Raw genomic sequence first — 21659 nt, forward strand, 5'->3', positions numbered from 1 at the left:
CCAAGAGAAACAGATGAATCGTGTAGACAGATTACTGGCGTTAATTTTGTATTTGCAAAGTCGCCGCACCTGTACAGCCGAAGCCATAGCAGAACATTTTGGTTTAAGTGTTCGTACTATTTACCGTGATATTGCTGCCTTAGGCGAAGCCGGAGTGCCTATTCTGGCGGAAGCAGGTATTGGCTATAGCCTGATGAAAGGTTATTTACTACCGCCAGTGAATTTCTCGGAACAAGAGGCCTATGCCTTGTCTACTGGCGTGATGCTGGCGCAGCGCATGACGACTCACAGCTATAACGAAAAAATGCAATCAGCTTTAGATAAAATCAAAGCTGTATTGCCCAATGAAGCCAAACAACGACTGGAGTTGTTAGCCAGAGGCATGGCCACTCCAACGACAGAGCATCCGCAACAGGCAGATTTGTCCGTATTACAACAAGCCATAGCCAGGAAACAACTGTTGAGCTTTGATTATCAGAGTGCCAGCCAGACTCACAGCCAACGTGAAGTAGAAGCTGCAGGTTTAGTGTTTTATCTGGGCCGCTGGCACTTGATTGCCTGGTGCAGACTACGACAGGATTTTCGTGATTTTCGCACTGACCGTATCCACAATCTGCAACTGCACAGCGAACAGTTTCAGGCCAGAAGTGATTTTAACGCCAAGGACTTTTTACAAAATAGCACTCCGATCGCCCAACTGACAGCTCAAGTCAGGTTTATCCCTGCAGCAGCGGACAGAGCCAGACGGGAATGGTGGCAAGGTATAACGGACGAACAACAGCATGATGAAGGGGTAGTGATAACGCTCAACTGCAGCGATTGGGGCTCTTTAGCCTGTTGGTTATTGTCCCTCGGCACAGCAGCGACAGCGCTTGCTCCTGATGAAATAAAACAGGAGCTATGCAGACAAAGCCAAGCTATTTTGGCTTTGTATCAGACAACTTAACAGTTATTTTCTGCACCCAGTTGTTGCAGTAAACGAGCCTGTTGCAACAGTTTCACCTGAGTTTTAATCCTGTGTTTCAGGGTCACCGCATTCACAGGTTTGAGCACAAAGTCAGCGCCACCGGCTTCCCAACATACAACCTCCTCTTCCTGACTCTGCATGCCAGTGACAAAAATTACCGGTATGTGGGCTAACTCAGGCTGTTGCTTTAATAAACGACAAGTCGCTACACCGTCCAGTTCCGGCATAACAACATCCAGCAGGATCAGATCCGGCGGGTTGCTTTGGCACAAACTTATCGCCTGAGCGCCGGATGTCGCCATAAAAATCTGGTAATCAGCATTAAGCATCTGGTGAATGATTTGAATATTAACGGGCTGGTCGTCTACCACCAGAATTTTTATTTTATCCACACTGGGTGTTGAGATCGCACTCATCAATCACTGCCTTTTAATAACGTCTGATACTGCTCTGTGTAAAGTACGGCCTGCACAAAATTCAGTTGCTCTAGTGCACTTTCCAGTGGCCCCAGCCATTCAGGGTTGAGTTGCTGTAGTGCCTGTTTAAGCTGTGCAAACTGGTCCAGGGCACTCATATTAAAGCTTTGCAAAGAAGTTTGCAGCTCAACCAATAGAGCCTTAAGTTCAGCGTCATCTGGCAAATCAGCCAGCTGCGTCTCGACTGTCGGCGCTGTTTCGGCCAGCAGTAAAGGCACAAAACGCACAAATGCTTCCGCATCTTTAACAAACTTCGTTATGGCCATGGGTAAATCCAGGGCGGTTTTTTGTTTAATAGATTGCTCTATTGCCGCAGCAGGTTCAGATAAACGCACAATACCCAAAGAACTGGCGGAGCCTTTTAACGAGTGGGCCAGCAAATACAACTCTTTTTCCGGCAAAGCCGCGCCAGCTTTAAGCTTGACCAAGGCGGCCTCAAGTTCTCCCACAAAAGACTTCAGCGTTTTATGATACACAGTCACCGAGTTACCCAGACGGTTTAACGCGGAATTTAGCTGTACCCCTTGCTGTAAAGCCTCATCAACCAAGGCTGAGCTCAGCAATGGCTGCTGCATACTTGCGACAGACCGACTGAGGTCGACCGGAGTTTTTGACCACTTCAGTATGGTTTGAACCAGCGTGTCGATAGCAAAAGGTTTCGCCACATGATCGTTCATGCCCGCATCCAGACAGGCTTGTTTATCCGATTGCATCGCATTTGCCGTCATAGCCACTATCGGCAAAGTCAGCATAGCCGCTTTACTGCGGATACGGCGGGTGGTTTCATAACCGTCCATATCCGGCATCTGAATATCCATCAACACCAAATCGTATTTATCCGGCTGCTGTTCCAGCATAGCCAAAGCAAAAGTGCCACCGGGCGCTATGTCGACTAAAGCCCCTTCATGACTCAATAACTCAGACGCCACTATCTGGTTGGTCGGATTATCTTCCACCAGCAATAGTTGCAAACCATTCAGCCGACTTTGCCGTGGTGCCACATCCTGCAGCGCATTGGAAAACATCTGTTTACCAGCCAGCGCATCCAGCACAGCATCGAGCAAACGGCTAGGGGTGACAGGCTTGACAATAAAACCATTAAGCAAATGCTGACTTTGTTCCTCCTGCTGCTTTTGCGCCAGACATTCCCGGCCATGAGCTGTCACCATAATAACCAGCGGCATATCCGGCCCTTGCACTAACTCACGGATTTTCTCTGCGGTTTGCCAGCCATCTAATCCGGGCATTAACCAATCCAATAGCACCAGCTTGTAATTGTTGTTTTGTTGCAACAACTGCAATGCCTGTTCGCCACTACTGGCTAAATCTACCTGACAGCCGTAATGGCGCATCACCTCAGATAAAATCTGCCGGGATTGCTGGTTGTCGTCTACCACCAGTACTGTTAAATCCTCAAGTAAGGATAAATCCGATTGAGCAGCAGGTAAGTTCAGACAATTAAACCAGAGCTCAAACTCGAAACTACTGCCCTGTCCGAAGTAGCTCTCTACTGATAATTGTCCGCCCATCAGCTCAACCAGACCACGACTGATGGCCAGCCCCAGACCTGAACCGCCATAACGACGGCTAATGGACGACTCGGCCTGACTGAAACTCTGAAAAATCAGTGCAAGCTGCTGTTCAGTCATGCCTATACCCGTATCTTTGACTGTAAACTTCAACCGGACAGCATCGGCAGTGCGGGCTGTGACTCCGATCCTTACCACAATTTCCCCTTGCTCAGTGAATTTGATGGCATTACCGGTCAGATTCAGCAGTACTTGCTTCAGTCTTAAACTATCTCCAACAACAAGTTGAGGTAAATCGTCGGCAAATTGATACAAGACCTCCACATCTTTACTGCCCAGATTGGCAGACAGAATGATCCCTATGTCTTCCATGAGCGCGGCCAGTTCAAAGCTGTGGCTATCCATTTCCAGCTTACCGGCTTCCACTTTCGAGAAATCGAGAATATCGTTCAGAATAGCTAACAAGGATTTAGCGGCAATTTCTGTCTGACGAATATAATCGTCTTGTCTTTTGGTTAAGCTAGTTTGTTGCACCAGTTGCAACATGCCCAGAATAGCATTCATCGGCGTACGGATTTCATGGCTCATATTGGCCAGAAAAGCCGACTTTGCGTCATTCGCTGCATCCGCCAACCGTCTGGCCTCGGCCAGCTCGCGCTCCCTCTTGTGTTGCTCAGAGCGATCACGGGCCACCAGATAGAAGTAGTCTCGTTGTTCAAAACGGATCCAGGATAAATTCACCGATAAGGGAATTTGTACAGCTGTAGCGTCCTCAAACTGAGTTTCAAACTGCACACTGCGCTTTTTCTCCGAGCTTTGAGTCAGTTGCTGTAGTCGATCGCCTACTAATTGACCGACAAGCTTGGTTGGGCTCAATTCATCGGAACAGCAGGCTAAAGCCGCTGGATTTGCTTTAATGACTTGTGCACTATCACTCAACCAGAACACCAGATCCGGACTTTGTTCTGTCGACACTTTCGCCAGAGCAAGCTCAAATTCCAGCTCTTTTTGCACTGTTAAATCGCGGGCTATACCCAAATAACCCACCACCTGCTTTTGCTGATCCAGCAAAGCTGTTACCGCAAGCTGGACAGGAAAACGGCTGCCATCTTTACGACTGTAAGTCCATTCTCTGGTATCTGTTTTCCCTTGTTTAGCCTTTTCGACAAAAACGCCAAAACCAGGCTCGACCTTGTAGCCAAGCTCCTTGGTCAGCAGCTCTGCATACTCAACAACTTCTCCTTGATCATGAAATACAGCAGGGCTATAACTACCAGCGAGTTCAGCTTCCTTATACTGCAACATAGCTTCAGCTGCCGGGTTAAAAGACGTGATACTGCCGTTTAAATCAGTCGTGATAATAGCGTAGTTGGCGTTACGAAGAATGCTGCGCTGCAAGGTTGATACCCGTTCAATTTCAGCAGTACGCAGCTCGACCTGATGCTCCAGCTCTTCATTAGCTTGCTGCAGTTTTTGTTCAGCCTGCTTGATATGGCTGATGTCGTTTACCGTCAGTGCTGAGCCGATAAACTGGCCTTTTTCATCCAGAATAGGTGATACGTTTAATGAGACTGCATATTGCAGACCAGACTTGTGCTGACGCACCGTCTGAACATAACGTATTTTCTGGCCTTTACGGACCAGTTGCTCCAGCTGCGCTTGTTCATCCAGATAAGAATCAGGAACAATCAACTGACTGATCGTTTTGCCCAGACTTTCGGCTTCGCTATGGCCAAACATTTGCTCTGCCGCCGGGTTCCAGCTACTGATCTTGCCTTGTTTATCCAGACCTATCACGGCCTCATTCGCATTTTCTACTATGGCTGCCAACACGGCCTGCTGCCTGGATAGTTGAAAACGCCGAAAAAACGTCAGTTGGGCAAAAGCAACAATGACGATCAGCAAGGCACTAAATCCTGCCGAGGTGTAAAACACATCCGTGGGTGCGGGTAATGCCAAAGCAGTCACAAAATGCTCAGTAGCCTGCAATCTGACCAGCCATTCGCGACCAAAAATAGATAACTGTTGCTCAGCCCTATAAGGGGCTAAAGCTTGATCTGTAACTGTTGTTTTAAAAAAAGCCTGCTGCGGATTAAATGCAATATCTATGACGTCCAGTTGAACCTGTGCATCTGCGGTTTTGATGCTGGATAAGATTTCATCAATGGTTAAAGGGGCATAAGCCAGACCAAACAATTGCTGATAACGTTCTTCAGCCGTTTGCGGCGCTTTACCTTGCAAATAGATGGGCATTAACAACAAAAAGCCCTGAGATTTTTTGCTTTGCGCCTGCACCAAAGTCACTGGGTCTGTCAGTACAGCTCTGTTTTCCCGAACAGCCTTTAATGCCGTTTGATAGCGACTTTGCTCAGAAGCTATATCAAAACCTACAGCCTCCTTATTGTCAGCCATAGGTTCAATGTATTGAATCACGAATAAATCATGCGTATGCGCGTTTTGCTGACGAAAGCTAAAACTTTCAGCATTTTCAGCTTCTGCTTGAGCTAAAAATTGCGGAAGTGCAGCAGGCGTTACTTTGCGGATCATGCCAAAACCGCGGGCGCCTGGAAATTCTAGCTTTAAGTCACGGCTTTGACTGTAATTCAGCATATTTTCATAGCCGAACTTTTCTGTACCAGTACTTAATACAGCGCCGCGGACACCACGTAAACCATACTGATAAATAGTGAGTTTTTCACCTATCGCATCAGCCAGTTGCCGGGCTTTATTATCTAAACTTTGTTGAATACGTTGCTGATTCTGTTCCTCCTGCCGTTGCTGCAAATGCCCCGACAAATAAAAGCCAATTACCGAAAACAACAATACCGGGATCAACACAGGCCAAAGCTCTGACAACGTGCGCTTCAAACCTGTCATTGACCTGCTTCCTTATGCTGCATAATGCGTTTAAGGCGCTCTGTCGCAGCCACAAAGTTTAATGTCATAATTTCCTGCTCCATCAGCACAAAATCTTCAGCACCTAAATAGGCGATCCACCCCAATCTTTGTTGCTGAAACAGGCTGTAAGCCTGCATATCACTATTTTCAAGATACTGAATGTACTGCAAAACGTCAGGTGTAGTGGTATCTGAATGATGCTCAAACTGAGTCAACCACAACTCCAGGGCGGCACTGGTTTGCTCCACACACTCCAGATACTCTGCAAAAGCTTCGGCACCAGGTAGCTGGCCAGACTGATGCAGAGCTTGCTCCAGAGGGCGTGATAATTCAGGCAAGGTAGTAGCCCCCAAAGTCGCGTAACTGCCGCGTAATTTATGCATAAAGTACTCAATAGCTTTAGCATCGTTGTTTTGATAGGACTGCTTAAGTTTCTGTAGCTCAACAGAGGTAGACCTGATCAGTTGAGTCATAGCAGGCGAGAGATGCTGAAAAGCATCTTGCGAAAAACCAATTAATTGCTCCAGTACACTAAAATTAAACAACGTTTTGGCCTATCCAAATGATTTATCACAGCATAATTGGCTTTGGGTGAAAAATCCCGCGCTTTATCCGGTTAATTTTTCGTCTACACTAATAAAAGATTGGGCAAAAAACAGGGAAGTGCCGAATGCAGATCATGCAAGCTATTGTACCAGCAGCAAAAATTTTATTAGTGGATGATCAGGCATCGTCCTTATTAGTCCTGCGCGAACTATTGCAGGATTTAGCGACTTTGTATTTCGCCACAGATGGGGTTCAAGCCATTGAGCTGGCCGTTTTGCATCGCCCTGAACTCATCATTTTGGACATAGAGATGCCAGGTATGGATGGCCTTACCGTATGTCGAAGCTTAAAATCCAATCCCGCCACCCAAGATATAGCTGTTGTATTTGTCACTACTCATATCGATATAGAACATGAAATAGCGTCACTCACTGAAGGCGGCATAGATTTTTTACGTAAACCTCTGCATGCAGTATCGAGTCGGATGCGGATTAAAAATCTGCTGGATTTAAGCCGCTACAGCAGACAAGTCGCAGCGGAAAGAGAGTGGCTACGCGTGACCTTAGATTCTATAGGCGATGCGGTGATAGCCACAGATCTGGACGGCAAAATCAGCTTTATGAATCCTATTGCCGAACGTATGACAGGTTGGCTTGCCAGAGAGGCACTGTTTCGCCCTATCGAAGAAGTCATGCAATTAAGAGATGCCCACAGCTTAGAACCGCACTGGAACCCAATTTATTTTGCGCTGAAAGAACAGCGTGTTGTAGCCATGGCATTGAATTGTCAGTTGGTATCACGCACAGGGCAGCTGTATCAGGTCGAAGACTCAGCAGCACCTATTATCGACAGTAACGGACATTGTCTTGGCAGCATAGTGGTATTTCATGATGTCAGCGAAAGTATGGCGCTGGCGTTAAAAATGAGCCATTTAGCGAATCATGATCCTTTAACCAACTTGCCTAATCGTGTTTTGCTGTATGACCGTATCGAACAGGCCATTAAAAAAGCTGAGCAGTTGCACCATAAATCGGCTTTACTGCTGATCGACCTGGATCACTTTAAATATGTGAATGATTCTATTGGTCATAATCTCGGTGATTTGCTGATCAAGCAAGCCTCTGAACGCCTGAGTTCTATTTGTGATGCAGGAACTACACTGGCGCGCTTAGGGGGTGATGAGTTTGTGATGGTGCTACCAGAGCTCTGGTCTATCGAAGAAATCGCTTTGTTCAGCAGTCAGGTGCATAGTCAATTTCAGCAACCTTTTACGCTGGACGAAAAGAAATACCAAATGACCGTCAGCATAGGCGTCAGTATTTATCCTGATGATGCCCAAACCATTGAAATGGTTATGCGCCACGCCGACATTGCTATGTTTAAAGCCAAATCTGAAGGCCGTAACAGAACCAGCTTTTTCTCCGACGAATTGGAGCAGCAAATCATCTATCGCCATCAACTGGAACTGCTGTTACGCGACACCTTGGCTAACAGGCAGCTACAGGTATATTACCAACCCAAGCTTTGTTTAAAAACAGGCAAGCTGTTAGGAGCTGAAGCTCTTGCTCGGATGCAAAACCAGCAGGGACAATGGGTCTCTCCGTTAGAGTTTATTCCGTTGGCAGAAGAAACAGGTTTAATTGTAGAGTTAGGCCTACAAGTGTTACGTCAGGCCTGTCAGGAGTGTTTAAGTTGGCAACAACAGGGTTATCAGGTGCCAGTGTCTGTCAATATTGCAGCGGCTCAGTTTGCCGACCCACAGTTAGTGAAGCAAATCAGGGATCTGCTGGCAGAACTAAAGCTCTCAGCACAACTTCTGGAGTTGGAAGTGACGGAGAGCGCACTGATGCTCGATGTCAGTAAAACGCAAAACATGTTAAGCCAACTCAGAGCATCAGGCATTCGCACTTCGATAGACGACTTTGGCACCGGCTATTCCAGCTTGTCTTATCTGAAAAAATTTCAGGTTGATGTGCTGAAAATAGATAAATCCTTTGTGCAGGAAATGCTGACCGACAGAGGCGACATAGAAATAGTCAAAGCAGTGATCTCTCTGGCTCAGTCGATGAATTTGCAGCTGATAGCCGAAGGCATTGAGATTGAGGCGCAAAAAGACATGCTGATCAAACTCGGTTGTGAGGTTGGGCAGGGCTATTTATTTAGTAAACCTTTGTCGGCAGCCGATTTCAGAACATATGTATGCCAATAGCATGCTGGACTCACAACAAGCTTTGTTCTCCGCTGTCATTCAGCCGGAAATACTGGTCTTGCTGGATCAACAAATCCTCAGAGCTGCGAGGCGGATTACTGACTCTATAGTCACGGAGAGTCTGACGTTCACCGCCAATACGTTGCCCTGTTACCTATTATTTTTTAAAACCCGTAACACTTTTTTGGTCAAGGTGATGACCAATAACGCAGTGAGGCTGGTGACAGGAATAAACCAGGCGCCAAGTAATTCCTGATCTGCAGGATAAGGCGCAGCAAAAAAGCCGATGGCCAGGCTTTCCCCGTTACCGGCAGACCAGGCGCCGACCGAATCTGGCATAAAGATTTTTGCTCCGGCAACAAAAAGTAATGCAAAAGCAATACTGAAACCAAAAGCCGCCATGGTGTAATACAAAGTCGCGGTCACTCCCTGTTTTACTTTTTGAATGGCTTTAAAACCAGTAGGAGGTGGCGCACCATCCGTGACATGAGCGATATAGGCAAAAGCCAACTGACGGGGTTCACCAAAGCCCTGCAAAATGGCTTTGGCATCCACAACCTGACCTGAACCTTGTTGCTGTTCCAGCACATCAAAAATATGACTTTCAATTTCTTTTAGCACTTCCTGCGCTTGAGCCTTCTCCAATCTGGCCAGATAACGCTCCAGCTCTTTCAGGTACTGATGAATCATGTCGCGTTGTTCCATCTTTATTCTCCTTGAACAGGTAAAACATCAGGGCCCGGATGAGCCAATAAAAATTCAATATCAAGCACGGACTGACGCCATAAAGTGATCAAATCGGCCAGCTTTTGATGGCCAGTATTGGTCAGGCTGTAATACTTACGTGGCCTGACATCCCCTTCCTGCACCCACTGTGCATCCACAATACCTTCACGTTTCAGTCGGTCTAACAGCGGATACAAAGTACCTTCGGTAATGGCGGCACTTTTAAAACTTTGCAGCAGCTTCAAAAGCTCCAGCCCATACAAAGTACGGTGTTGCAGTGCAGCTAAAATCACCAGCTCCAGCGTGCCTTTACGCAACTGCACTTCCCACTTTTCCTGAGTTTTTTCTTCTATTGTCATAAAGTAACCATGCGATGAATCATACCTTGCATTACATAGTAATATGTATAGCAGATCACACTCTGCATTAGCAAGCGGATTTTTTGAGCAATTTTTACTGAAATGGTAGAAATAACTAAAACCAAAGCCGCAGTGATGCGGCTTTAGCTGTGTTGCTAAGGGATATTCAGATGAAAGTGACTGTTTAACTCAGCCTGGCTTGTACAAGATCCGCCAACCGAAAACCAATCAACATAAAGACGACAAAAAGCAGTCCTTCTATAGCTCCTGAGCCAGCCAACACCAAAGCAGGGCCAGGACACAGACCCACTAAGCCCCAGCCTAAACCAAACAGCGTGCTGCCGATCAGTAGAGGTTTAGTAATAGCTGTAGCATCAGGCCAGTTGAACTTCGTCTGTAACAGACTGTGCGGCATTTTTTTGCTGAGGCTAAAAGCGATAAAAGCCACGACTATGCCGCCAACCATCACCAAAGCCAGCGATGGATCCCAAAGCCCTGCTATATCTAAAAACCCCAGCACTTTGGCAGGATTTGCCATACCAGCCATCAGTAAACCCAAACCAAATAGCAGACCGCAGATAAAAGCGCTCAAGGTTAAAAATCTGTGTTTTATCATGATGAAGTCCTTATAGCAGATGACGGACAACAAAAACTGTGACCATAGCAACTGTCATAAAAGTAACAGTAGCGACTAAAGAGCGGCCTGACAGTCGGGATAAACCACAGATGCCGTGACCACTGGTACAGCCAGAGCCTAAACGAGCACCAAAGCCAACCAACAAACCCGCCAAGGCTACTAGCTGGTAATTCGACGTGACCTGAACTTCTGGCAAGGGAGCCAACAGCAGCCAGACCCAGGAAGACAATACCAACCCCAGCACAAAAGCCAGCCGCCACCACCGTTCAGTGCAGGAGGAAGTCAGACTACCGGCCGCAATACCACTAATCCCGGCAATACGACCATTCAGCAACCATAACAGGGCTGTCGCAAGACCAATCAATAGCCCACCAAGTAGCGACTGTTGTGGAGTAAAATTCATCCAGTCCATCTTCAATACCTCTTGGTAACTCAGGGAAAACAACTGCGCATTAAACACAGAGGCTAATCACTTATTAATATAAGCATATACCCAAAAAGAATATTAGTAAATACTAAAAAACCATCAAGTCTGGCGATCAAAATACCCAGAGCCACAGAGGCTTAAAACTATCTGTACAACCTAATGAACACAGCATAGCCAAATTTTAGGCATAAAAAAAGCTGACATAGTCAGCTTTTTATTTTTAAATCAATAACTTAAACCTATTCCACAGTCACTGACTTCGCCAGGTTACGTGGCTGGTCTACGTCTGTGCCTTTGATAATGGCGACGTAGTAGCTTAATAATTGCAGCGGAATAGTGTAGATGATTGGTGCAATCAACGGATGTACGTGTGGCACGCTGATCACACGCTGTGTTGCGTCTGATTTAAAGTGAGCATCGATGTCAGCGAATATGTACATAATACCGCCTCGGGCACGCACTTCTTCCACGTTTGACTGCAGTTTTTCCAGCAGTTCGTTGTTTGGCGCTACCACAATAATTGGCATATCAGCGTCAATCAGTGCCAATGGGCCATGTTTCAGCTCGCCTGCGGCATAAGCTTCAGCGTGAATGTAGGAAATTTCTTTGAGCTTCAGCGCGCCTTCCATAGCGATAGGGTACTGGTCGCCACGGCCTAAAAACAACGAGTTGTGCTTGTCAGCGAACTCTGTCGCCAAAGCTTCAATTTTTGGCGCTAGTGTTAAAGTTTCTTCCAGTTTGGCTGGCAGCGATTTTAATGCCTGCACCATGTCCTGTTGCTGCTGTGAGGTTAAACCATTGTATTTACCAATGGCCAACGTCAGCATCGACAAACCTACTAACTGAGTAGTGAAAGCTTTAGTAGATGCAACACCAATTTCAGCGCCAGCACGGGTCATAAAGGCCAGATCTGATTCACGTACCAGTGAAGAACCAGCCACGTTACAAATAGTTAAGCTACCGATGTAACCCGCTTCTTTGGCTAAACGTAAGGCCGCTAAAGTGTCTGCCGTTTCACCAGACTGGGAAATGCTGACCAGCAAGCTGCCTGGCTGCACAAACGACTTGCGGTAACGGAATTCAGAGGCAATCTCCACGTTACAGGAAATACCAGCTAAAGATTCCAGCCAGTAACGTGCCACCATACCTGAGTGGTACGAGGTACCGCAGGCAACGATTTGCACGTGACGGACTTTTTTGAACAGTTCAGCGGCGCCGTTACCAAAAGTCTCGTCCAGCACTGAATCTGAGCCTAAGCGACCTTCTAAGGTATTGCTGATGGCATGTGGCTGTTCGTAGATTTCTTTTAACATAAAGTGGCGGTACTGGCCTTTGTCACCGGCGTCATAGCTGGCGGTGGATTCAGTAATAGTGCGCTCGACTTGGTTGCCGTTTTTGTCGTACACAGTCACGCTGGTACGGGTAATTTCGGCCACATCGCCTTCTTCTAAAAACATAAAACGACGGGTGACTGGTAACAGGGCTAACTGATCAGAAGCGATAAAGTTTTCGCCAATACCAAAGCCGATCACCAATGGACTACCTGAACGGGCTACCACTAAGTGGCTTGGGTCGTTTTGGTCCATCAATACAGTGCCGTACGCGCCGTTAAATTGTTTGACCGCAGTTTGTACTGCAGCTAACAAAGAACCAGCGGTTTTCATTTCTTCAGCCACTAAGTGCGCAATAACCTCAGTGTCAGTGTCAGAATTAAACACATAACCTTTGGCTTTTAACATTTCACGCAGCGGGCCGTGGTTTTCGATAATGCCGTTATGCACCACTGAAATATTGCCGGAAACGTGTGGGTGAGCGTTACGCTCTGAAGGTTCGCCGTGGGTAGCCCAGCGAGTGTGCGCAATACCAGTGCCGCCAACAACAGGGGTTAATTTTACTGCGTCAGACAACTCTTTTACTTTACCTAAACGGCGGATACGTTGTAATTCGCCTGTTGGGCTGATGATCGCCACACCGGCAGAGTCATAACCACGGTATTCCAGACGGCGTAAGCTTCCACCAAAATGTCGACTACGTCACGTTGTGCTACAGCACCTACTATTCCACACATAAAGTCTTACTCCACTGATCCAAGGGGGGCGCAAATCACCTTTACGCCTTGTTGTTCTATTTGTTGTTTTGCGCTGGCGGGTAACTTGTCATCTGTTACCAGTATTTTGATGGACGACCAGGGCAATTCTAAGTTGTGGATTTTCCGGCCTATTTTGTCGGACTCCACCATCACCACCACTTCACGCGCCACTTCTGCCATCACCCGGCTTAAGCTGGTCAGCTCATTAAAAGTAGTAGTACCACGCTGCAGATCAATGCCATCGGCACCAATAAACAGCTGGTCGAAATCGTATGCACGTAAAACCTGTTCCGCCAGCTGGCCCTGAAAAGCCTCAGACTGTGGGTCCCAACTGCCACCTGTCATCAGCAGTGTAGGTTCGTTTTCCAGTTCACGTAATGCATTGGCAATAGACAAGGAATTGGTCATCACCACTAAACCTTGTTTATGCGACAGTTCAGGCAATAAAGCTGCTGTGGTGCTGCCGCTGTCGAGAATAATGCGGTTGTGGTCACGAATCAGCTCTGCAGCAGCTTTGGCCAGAATTTGCTTTCGTTCTGAAACTTTTTCGACCGCGGCTTCCTGGATCAGTTCATGCGGCACTTGCACTGCTCCACCATAACGACGCAATAACAAGCCATTATCTTCCAGTGCAGCTAAGTCTTTACGAATAGTCACTTCAGAAGTTTCAAAGTGATGAGCCAACTGCTCAACACTGACTTCGCCCTGCAGATTCAGCAGATCAATAATAGCGCGGCGGCGTTGTTGGGTGTTTCGTTTGTTCATCTGCCAGTCATTTAAGTTTCGTTTCGAAAGATATTTTACAGAAACGAAAGATAAGTGCAAGAGTGAAAGTTAAATTCAGCTTTTGTGGATAGATTTTTGGTGAAGGAAGTATCGGGGCATAGTAAATAAAAAATGTAGGGGCGGGTCTTGTACCCGCCCGTCTAATGATACCGCGGTGCAGATGGACGGGCCGGGACAAGCCGCGGCCCCTACAACAACTTAATGTTGATGTGAAGCTTCGGGACCAATCAAAATAAGCATAAGCAAAACACCAAGCCCCATCATCAGGCCATGTAACCACAGAGGTTGTTCAACATTTTTGCGCAGCAGCGGCATTAAATCGGCGCTGGCTAAATAAATAAAAGCACCTGCTGTAATAGCCAATAAGATATTCAGATTAGGGGTTAACCAATGACTGATAGTCAAGGTCGCTACTGCACCTAATACACAAGCGCTGGCCGATAACAGGTTATACAACAAAGCTTTTTTACGGCTGAAACCGGCATGCAGTAATACAGCAACATCGGCAATTTCCTGTGGTATTTCATGGATCAGAATAGCGACTGTCGTTGTCACACCCAATAAAGGGTCGACCAGAAAACTGCCTGCTATTAATACACCATCAATAAAATTGTGAACTCCATCAGCCACCAGATTCACTTTGCCATAGCTGGCTGTGCTTATCGCTTGATCCGGCAATTGTGGATGGCCATGTTGCAGCGCACGTTCCAGAAAGTAAAAACCTAATAAACCCGCTAATACCCAACCAAAAAGCTGACGATGCGACTCCTGATGCTGCAGTGCGTCCGGCAATAAATGTAAAAAAGCATTGGCCAGCAATACACCTACAGCCAGACTTAAAATCAGTGGTAAAAAACGTTGTAGTTTTTTTTGCGGCAGCAGAAATAACACGGCCCCGGACAGGGACACCAGCATCACCAAAAAGGCAGCCAGTAGGATAAACAGAGTTAACATAAAAAATCCTGTCCTATGGGAAATAACAGCGGATAAAGATGATCAGTGCCAGGCAGAAAAAGCCCAGTAAAAAACCTGTGACATTATAACGTTTTTTCCTCAACATAATCTTTGTTTTTTAAAGTAAAAAATCGTCTGGAACGATTTTTAACAGCTTTAGCTGGCCCAAAGGGTGAGCGCCATGGATGGCTGCGAATAAAAAAACCACCTGTCTTCCCAGCAGGTGGTTGAGCATTCTCTCAAAAGACCAGGGTAACGCAGAAAGCGGGGCAATTTAGGGGCGCGGTTTATCCGCGCCGCCGGAGGTTGAACCCAATCTCCGTCAAGGATCAGAAACTGTAACTGACACTCAACTTGGCATAACGGCCCGGTTCGCTGTAACGCTGAATACCGTCGGCACTGATATTGTTGCGGGTGCTGGCGGCATAACGGATCCGCTCCCAGCGGTAGTATTCTTTATCCAGCAGGTTATACACACCGACGTTCAGTAACCAGTTGTCGCCAAACTCCATATTGCTGACTAAATCCACCACAGTAGCGCTTTTTGGCAGATAGGTGACTAATTGGGTCTGAGTACCGTCCTCTTCCGTTTCGTAAGCATCTTTGGCTTTGACGTCTGAGCTGTAACTTAAGTTAGCGGCCAGATCCCACCAGTCGGTTGCGCGATAGCTGACCCCAGCCACCAGCTTATCAGGGCTTATGGTAATCAACGGATCGCCATTGTCTTTTTCACCTTCATGATGGCTATAAGAGAACTGAGCACTCCAGCTTTGATTAAAGCGCCAGGCACCTTGCAACTCGACTCCTGTGACATCTACATCACCGACGTTTTCGTTGATGGTATAAGGGTTGCCCTGAGTGACAGTACAACCAAAGCTGGTGCAACTTTCATAGACTGTGCCCGGGTTTTGTACTTTGGTGACATTTTCAATCATGTCGTGGTAGTTATCTTTAAACACCGCCACTTTGATTCTGCCGTTTTCACCTTGCCACTGGTAAGCCAGTTCCAGGTTAGTACTGTACTCAGCTTGCAAATTGGGGTTGGATAAAGAGCCGTATAAACCTGTCACCACTGTGCCACTAGCTTGTTCAGTGCGACTGACGGAGGATGTTTGGAAATACATTTCTTCAGTACTTGGCGCCCGGAAACCACGACCCAGTTGCAAGGCGACACTTTGCTGTTCTGTCAGCTGATAAGTTCCGACTAACTGACCAGTCAGGGCGCTGAAACTGGCATCCTGCACTGTACCTGTAGCGTCGGTAAAGCCTTGATTTAAAGTAGGGCTATACGCGACATGGTCATAACGTAAGCCACTAGTTAAACTAAAAGCGCTGTCATTAAATTTGATGCTATCGCGCAGATAAAGATGCCATAAGTCCGCGTCTGTCTCTGGCACAAAATCAGGGTCTATTTCCTGCTTTGCTACAGCCATGGTTTGACCGACATAACTGGTGTCTATAGCGGAGAAATCAACAGATTTTTGCTCCAAAGCACCGCCATACACCAGCTGATGAATGCGACCCTCACTGTGCAGCTCTTTGTCCAAAGCAAAAGCCCACTTCAGCAAATCCTGTTCGTAATCACGGTCTTCACTGCGGTAACAAGGGCCTGCTGTACATAAACGCGCTGCACTGGCAGGAGCAAGCATCAAGGTGAAAGCGTCATTTTGGGTTTTCTGATAATCCAGGCTGGTAGAGAAGGCGTCAAATAATTGATGACCAGCTAACCAATTGTATTGTAGACCAATACGGCTGCGTTCCTGCTGGTCGTCACTGGTGCGGGTCAGGTAGCTACGGCTTAACCAGGATAAGTTATTGGTGTCGATATCTGCTTTAAATAACTCAGCGGTCAGGCCAATATCCTGCGTCTCTGTCAGCTGGTACTTTAATTTGGTAAGTATATTGTGGCTGCTGTTGTCTTGCGGATCGGCAACAGGGCGGCCTGAACCTGTAATGGCCTGGCGCTCTGCTGAGTCGGCATAGTTTTCCATTTCGTGGCCTTCCCTTTTGGTCAGCACGGCCAAAGCTTCCAGCTTGCCAGTACGGTTTGCCACTGTCACAGTGCCCTGAGTTTCATCATTGGCGCCACTGTAAGCTGCTTTTAACCGGACAAAAGTGTCGTTGCCTTCTGGTTCTAAATAGTCTGCTGCGTCTTTAGTGACAAAAAGTACGGCGCCGCCTAAAGAGCCGCTGCCTGCGGCTATGGCGTCAGCACCTTTGACGATTTCAATTTGTTTCACCGCATCCGGGTCTATGCCACCACGGCCGGCCGCAAAAAAATCGTAAAAGGCATAAGTGGGCGGGTTTAAAGTCTCACCTACAGACAAACCATCCACCGTAATAGCCACCTGATTGCCTTCCAGGCCACGGATATTAAAACCAGCAGAACCAAAACGGCCCTGGTCAGTTAAGCTGACGCCCGGAATATAACGCACCATGTCTTCTAAACGCTGCACCTGCTGTTGTTCCAGCTGCTTGGCTTTGATCACTGTGCTATTGGCTGTGGTCGATTTTTTATCTTCAAGTGCAGTAGCTGTAACTGTCACAGCATCCAGTTGTGACAACTCTTTTGCGGCTTCATCAGCAGCAACTTCGGCCAACAGGGAGGTGGAAAATAAGCTGCTGATAGCAACAGCAATTAAAGTTTTAGAACAGGGCATGACGCTCTCCTTGACGAGCTAAACAGTTGTGGTAAGTCCACAGGATGGCGTTATGCTAGATCAAACGAGAATCATTCTCAATAATAAAATTCAATTTATTTTCATTTATATCAATGACTTATAATTTAAAAATGCAAAAAGCTCCCTATTCAAAGAATAGGGAGAACAACAGGAGTTGGCAGGCAACTCAACAGGAATTTGATTCTAAAAACTTAGCCGTCTTTGCTCTGAAGTTGCAGGCGCACCAACCCCAGTTCAGCTTCACCTTGCTGCTCTACCGGCTTCAGATCGGCTTGCCAATTCAGCGGCAAAGTTAAATGTTCGTGGCCACCATGTTCACGCGCCACTTCCAGATGCAACTGGTATTGACCCCATGGCACCACAGCACCTTGCTGATCACGACCATCCCACTGTAACTGATAAGTACCTGGTTTTTGGGTAGCACCGGCAATCTGATCAATTTGCTCCGGATTTTTCCGCCCCAACCGACGCCACCAGTGATTCAGTTCCTGATACCAACGGCTTTGCTGGCCGACCAGACTCAATTGCCGTACTGGTTTTTTCTGCTGATCGGTCAGCCATACCGACACATAAGGTCTTTTGTAATTGCCATCAGTAAATTTGGGGAGCTGATAGCTGATTTCTAGCCGCTGCTGCTGACTTTGGCTTTTATCCGCCAGATAGTGATACCAGGAGTTAGACGCATACCAGTTGGCCGAATCTGTTTTGATTAAAGCGGCAGCCTGCTGTTGGGCGGTAAGCTGCTGGCCCTGCTTCAGATCCAACACCGCCAGACTTTGCGCCAATAAATAAGCCGTAACAGCATCTTTAGCCAGCACTGTGGCTGTTGGACCATATTCCACAGGCCAGCCTTCGGCCGGATTCAATAGCGGACTAAAAGTCCGATACGACACCTTATAGCCTTGCTGAGTATCAGCCGTTTCGGTCTGAGCTAAAGCTATAGAACTCAGTTGCAGTTGCTGCAACAACGGCTGTTCAGTGCCCAGATTCAGCGGTATCGCACCCGTATCAGACCATAACAGCCGGCTGACACCAGATTGCAGATCCATCTGCTTTAATTGCGGGAACCAACTCTTAAACAGCTTTGCCGTTTCGTCCAACAAACGGGCATTGGCTAAACCGTTCAGCTGCCAGACCACAGTATTGTAACTCGCTGCTGAAACGACTTGCTGCTCTATGGCTCTGGTTTGACGGCGTAATTCCACTCTGTCCGGTAACTCTTGGCTTTTTACCGCTTGCTGCCATTGCTGAGCTATAGCGCCTAAACGGCAGCTGTAACTTTGCTGGCTTAGCACACGCCATTCCTCGCAGAGCTTAATCAGTTCTTGTTGCTTGGGTTGAGACGTGGCTAACCAACGCTGAAACTGCGGTAGTCTGGCCTGCCAGTCCTTTTGGCTGACGCCTTCCAGCTGCAATTTCAGTTGCTTCCCTGCAACATCCTGCTGATAACTGACAGGTTTTGCCAGCACCAGTAGTGGACTTAACGATAATAGCGTCAAAGGCCAGACAAAACTTTTCATTACTCAGCCGTACCTTTGGTTTGTTCGTTATTAATAACAGGCAAAGCTTCAGCCATGGTCACTTGCTGGTTTAGATCTGTATCCCAACGCTTGAACATACGTTCGCCCGAAGCATTAAACTCGGCCGCACTGATTTGCTGATTGTTGTCTTTATCCAAAGCTTTAAAGCGCACTGCAGCTTGCTTTAACTGAGCGGTACGGGTTTTGGCGATTTGACGGTCCAGGCGATCCACAAACTCATTCAGGTATTCATCGCTGCTCAGCTCAGCATTTTTATCCAGATCAGTGCGAGCAAAAGCGGCATCGCGTTGCTGTTGGTATTCTGTTTTGTCGACCTTGCCGTCGCCATTTTGATCGTACATATCCAACATACCAACCACACTGTGGGTCGTTGGCATCACTAAAGCCGGGCGAGCGCGCACAGTTTGTTTGGCGTCAGCTTTTCGCTCACGCTCTGGCAGCGGGTCAGCTCTACTAATGACGCCATCTTTATTGGTATCTATATAGGCAAAAGCTTTATCACCTGAGGCGTTGTATTCATCCTGGCCTATGGTTTTGCTTTTGTTTTTATCCAGTGCTTCGATACGCACCAGCGTTTGTTTGATTTGGCCTGTACGTTCGGTCTCTAGTTTTTTATCCAGGCGACCGGCGTATTCATTGACATATTCGTCCACCGACACCTGACCATCTTTGTTCTCGTCCATAGCGCTGTAACGCTGCTGACGTACTTCTGCAAATTCAGTCTCACTGACAGTGCCGTCTTTATTCAGATCATAATCCTGAATAAAACTGGCTTTACCCTGAGCTGTAGGCTGATGGGCTGGTTTTTTTGGCGCTTTTTCATCAGCAGCTAAATAACAGCTGGTAATGGCTAAAAATAAAGTAAGGGCTGTGCTTCTGCGTTGCATCATAAACTCCTGTTATTCAGTGACTTCAACTACAGCGCTGTAGCTGTAACTGTAAGTTGGGGCTTTGGCACCTTTGGGTGCATCGGTACGAAAACGGGTCAGCAGCAAATAGGTACCGGCTTTATCCAGCTCGAAATTCAGCTGACCTTGTTTGTCAGTCATTAATTCTTTGGAGGCTTTGGTTTCTGCTTCTGCCGAGTTGGCCGGATACACTTGTACTTTTTGTTCGGCTAAAGCTTTGCCGTTATAAAGCACAGTGGCTTTGATTGGACTCTGGATATACAGGTCGTTGGGATGGCTTTGGAACACTAACTCCAGCCCATGATTGGTTGGCTTCAAGGCAGTCTGGCTTGGCGCACCTTTACTGACATAAGTTTCAGCCAGGGTCACCGACTGGAAATGTGCGGTTAACTTAGCACCAGCAGGAATTTGTTCTTTTGGATCTCTGCTGTTATGGGTTTTGCCGTCCTGCTGCCAGCTACGAAATACAGCACCGAATCGTTGGCCCGTACTGAATTTATAAGTACCGTCCTGTTCCAGCTGGTGTGCCACTGCAATGCGGGTTTTACCGGAAAACAGCTCTTTTGGTGCAACAGCTTTACCATCGGGTTGCAGCACTTTAAATTCGCTTTGATCAAAGGCCACTTCGGGCACAAAAAACTTCTCAGCAAAAGCTGCATCCAGCGTCACCCAGCCGCCTAAGGGTTCAAAACTGGCTGGTGCCAGATAGGGAGTATGTGCGGTCGCAGTAAAAGCCAATACCAGTGAAGCAGAACAAAGCAGGGGGTTGAGTTTAAACATAAGGCGCTCCATTTAATGAGAATAGATCTCATTTGAATAATGGGCGCCACTTTAGATCAAATGAGAATCGTTTGCAAATAGATCATATCACCTTTACATTTAACAGCCTAAAAGGCCCTTCAACCAAGAGCCCTTTAGCTAAATCAGAGGTTACTGAGCAGAGTAGTTGGGCTTTAACAGCAGCTCACCAGGCTGCAATACCAAAGTTAAAGGCATGCCACATAAGACTTTTTCTGTCACTTTGTTGCAATCGAGCTGATATACCGGCTGACGATTTAAAAGCTGCGCCAGAATAGCTTTGGCTTCATTGCTTAAAGGCGCCAGTTTGAGTTGCGAGCTGCCACTGCCGACACTGGAATTCAGAATGGTTAAGTTTTTCAGATAAATGGCGTTTTTCTCGTCGTCAAAATAAGGCAAAGCCGACAAGTGTAGATTCAGATCTGTATTCAGAGGTTTCAATAACGCATCCACTTCAGCACCCAGCGCCAGCTTGAGTTCTATCTGCTGCTTGTTATCCGGAGCTAATTGCAGCTCCAATTGACGAACCGTTAAAGTCAGCGGCAGGCCCAACATTTTACCTTTGCCTTGCTGTTGCTCTAATTGATCCAGCAATAAGCTCTGCAACTCTTGCTGTTTCAGGCTGAAAATATCCAGATGATTCAGCTGAGAACAAGAGGCCAACAGCAGTAAAGCAAGAGCCAGAATTTTGTGTTTGGTGATCATTTTATTGTCCTTAGGGGGCAGTTTGGCGCGAACTTTAGCAAGTCCGAATGAACCTGTGCTGATTTTTTTTCGTAACGCTTCCAACTATTTCGCAATCAGACCCGACTTAGTATCAGAACTTCAGGGAGAGTGGCGATGAATACACAAGACTCGATTCAATTACCAGGCCTGCGGCAGCTGATGACCGCCTTTATTGTGCTGGTGCTGCTGTTGCTGGCTTTTGATTCAGTATTACAGTGGCTCAGTGTTGGGTTGCATCGGCATGCTTTAATAGCGCCAGAATTATTATTTCCAATGAGCTGGTTATCGGTTTTGTTTTAATTTGGCTAATCATAGTCGCAACTCTGTTCCCTACAGTTGCGACATACCTGACGGATCCCCACAAACCCTATAATCATATCAATAACTTACAGATTTAATACT

Annotated in this window: 17 protein-coding genes and 1 pseudogene; 3 read left to right on the forward strand and 15 right to left on the reverse strand. The window is 47.0% G+C overall.

The window, feature by feature from the left end:
* The first annotated feature begins 13 nt into the window (after positions 1–13).
* Positions 14–946, forward strand: coding sequence for a helix-turn-helix transcriptional regulator (locus WH43_RS02095; RefSeq protein ID WP_053423006.1), 933 nt, complete (start codon positions 14–16; stop codon positions 944–946).
* On the opposite strand, the gene WH43_RS02100 is transcribed toward WH43_RS02095, so the two are convergent.
* The 3 genes from WH43_RS02100 to WH43_RS02110 are packed head-to-tail and all read right to left on the reverse strand — an operon-like array spanning position 943 to position 6415.
* Positions 943–1383 (reverse strand): response regulator, encoded by a 441-nt coding sequence (locus tag WH43_RS02100; protein ID WP_053423007.1) that lies wholly within the window; start codon positions 1381–1383, stop codon positions 943–945. The two genes, WH43_RS02095 and WH43_RS02100, sit on opposite strands and share 4 nt — an antisense overlap.
* On the reverse strand, positions 1383–5849 hold the full coding sequence (locus tag WH43_RS02105; RefSeq protein WP_053423008.1) for a CHASE domain-containing hybrid sensor histidine kinase/response regulator: 4467 nt from the start codon (positions 5847–5849) through the stop codon (positions 1383–1385). Before WH43_RS02105 ends, WH43_RS02100 begins: the two co-directional genes overlap by 1 nt.
* Positions 5846–6415 (reverse strand): Hpt domain-containing protein, encoded by a 570-nt coding sequence (locus tag WH43_RS02110; RefSeq protein WP_053423009.1) that lies wholly within the window; start codon positions 6413–6415, stop codon positions 5846–5848. The genes WH43_RS02105 and WH43_RS02110 overlap by 4 nt, the downstream gene beginning before the upstream one ends.
* Before the next feature lie 125 nt (positions 6416–6540).
* Here WH43_RS02110 and WH43_RS02115 point away from each other — a divergent pair, with 125 nt between their 5' ends.
* Entirely contained in the window at positions 6541–8625 is a 2085-nt protein-coding gene (locus tag WH43_RS02115; RefSeq protein ID WP_082335643.1) for a putative bifunctional diguanylate cyclase/phosphodiesterase, read from the forward strand.
* A 150-nt stretch (positions 8626–8775) separates the two neighbouring features.
* Here the strand turns inward: WH43_RS02115 and WH43_RS02120 are convergent, their stop codons facing one another.
* The 12 genes and pseudogenes from WH43_RS02120 to WH43_RS02175 form a co-directional block, all read right to left on the reverse strand.
* On the reverse strand, positions 8776–9330 hold the full coding sequence (locus WH43_RS02120; RefSeq protein ID WP_053423010.1) for an HAAS signaling domain-containing protein: 555 nt from the start codon (positions 9328–9330) through the stop codon (positions 8776–8778).
* 2 nt (positions 9331–9332) lie between these two features.
* Entirely contained in the window at positions 9333–9710 is a 378-nt protein-coding gene (locus tag WH43_RS02125) for a PadR family transcriptional regulator (RefSeq protein ID WP_053423011.1), read from the reverse strand.
* Positions 9711–9894: 184 nt separating this feature from the next.
* Positions 9895–10326, reverse strand: a complete 432-nt coding sequence (locus WH43_RS02130; RefSeq protein WP_053423012.1) for a DUF6691 family protein — start codon at positions 10324–10326, stop codon at positions 9895–9897.
* 10 nt (positions 10327–10336) lie between these two features.
* Complete coding sequence (locus tag WH43_RS02135; protein WP_082335644.1) at positions 10337–10759, reverse strand: YeeE/YedE family protein; 423 nt, start codon at positions 10757–10759, stop codon at positions 10337–10339.
* A gap of 254 nt (positions 10760–11013) precedes the next feature.
* A pseudogene (glmS, locus tag WH43_RS02140) lies at positions 11014–12842 on the reverse strand (glutamine--fructose-6-phosphate transaminase (isomerizing)).
* Positions 12843–12848: 6 nt separating this feature from the next.
* Entirely contained in the window at positions 12849–13628 is a 780-nt protein-coding gene (locus WH43_RS02145; protein ID WP_053423013.1) for a DeoR/GlpR family DNA-binding transcription regulator, read from the reverse strand.
* A gap of 219 nt (positions 13629–13847) precedes the next feature.
* On the reverse strand, positions 13848–14603 hold the full coding sequence (locus WH43_RS02150) for a ZIP family metal transporter (RefSeq protein WP_053423014.1): 756 nt from the start codon (positions 14601–14603) through the stop codon (positions 13848–13850).
* 329 nt (positions 14604–14932) lie between these two features.
* The gene (locus WH43_RS02155) at positions 14933–17263 is read right to left on the reverse strand and encodes a TonB-dependent hemoglobin/transferrin/lactoferrin family receptor (protein WP_053423015.1); all 2331 of its coding nucleotides are present in this window, start codon (positions 17261–17263) and stop codon (positions 14933–14935) included.
* Positions 17264–17475: 212 nt separating this feature from the next.
* Positions 17476–18804, reverse strand: a complete 1329-nt coding sequence (locus WH43_RS02160) for a DUF2271 domain-containing protein (protein WP_053423016.1) — start codon at positions 18802–18804, stop codon at positions 17476–17478.
* The gene (locus tag WH43_RS02165) at positions 18804–19715 is read right to left on the reverse strand and encodes an EF-hand domain-containing protein (RefSeq protein WP_152342762.1); all 912 of its coding nucleotides are present in this window, start codon (positions 19713–19715) and stop codon (positions 18804–18806) included. The genes WH43_RS02160 and WH43_RS02165 overlap by 1 nt, the downstream gene beginning before the upstream one ends.
* A 9-nt stretch (positions 19716–19724) precedes the next feature.
* A complete protein-coding gene (locus tag WH43_RS02170) occupies positions 19725–20513 on the reverse strand; it encodes a DUF4198 domain-containing protein (RefSeq protein WP_053423018.1) in 789 nt (262 codons plus the stop codon).
* Between the two features lie 150 nt (positions 20514–20663).
* Positions 20664–21236, reverse strand: coding sequence for a DUF1439 domain-containing protein (locus WH43_RS02175; protein ID WP_053423019.1), 573 nt, complete (start codon positions 21234–21236; stop codon positions 20664–20666).
* Positions 21237–21371: 135 nt separating this feature from the next.
* Between WH43_RS02175 and WH43_RS02180 the strand changes: the two genes are divergently transcribed.
* Positions 21372–21557, forward strand: a complete 186-nt coding sequence (locus WH43_RS02180; protein ID WP_053423020.1) for a hypothetical protein — start codon at positions 21372–21374, stop codon at positions 21555–21557.
* Positions 21558–21659: the final 102 nt, after the last annotated feature.

The sequence above is a fragment of the Rheinheimera sp. KL1 genome (assembly GCF_001275035.1).
Classification (GTDB): Bacteria; Pseudomonadota; Gammaproteobacteria; order Enterobacterales; family Alteromonadaceae; genus Pararheinheimera; species Pararheinheimera tangshanensis.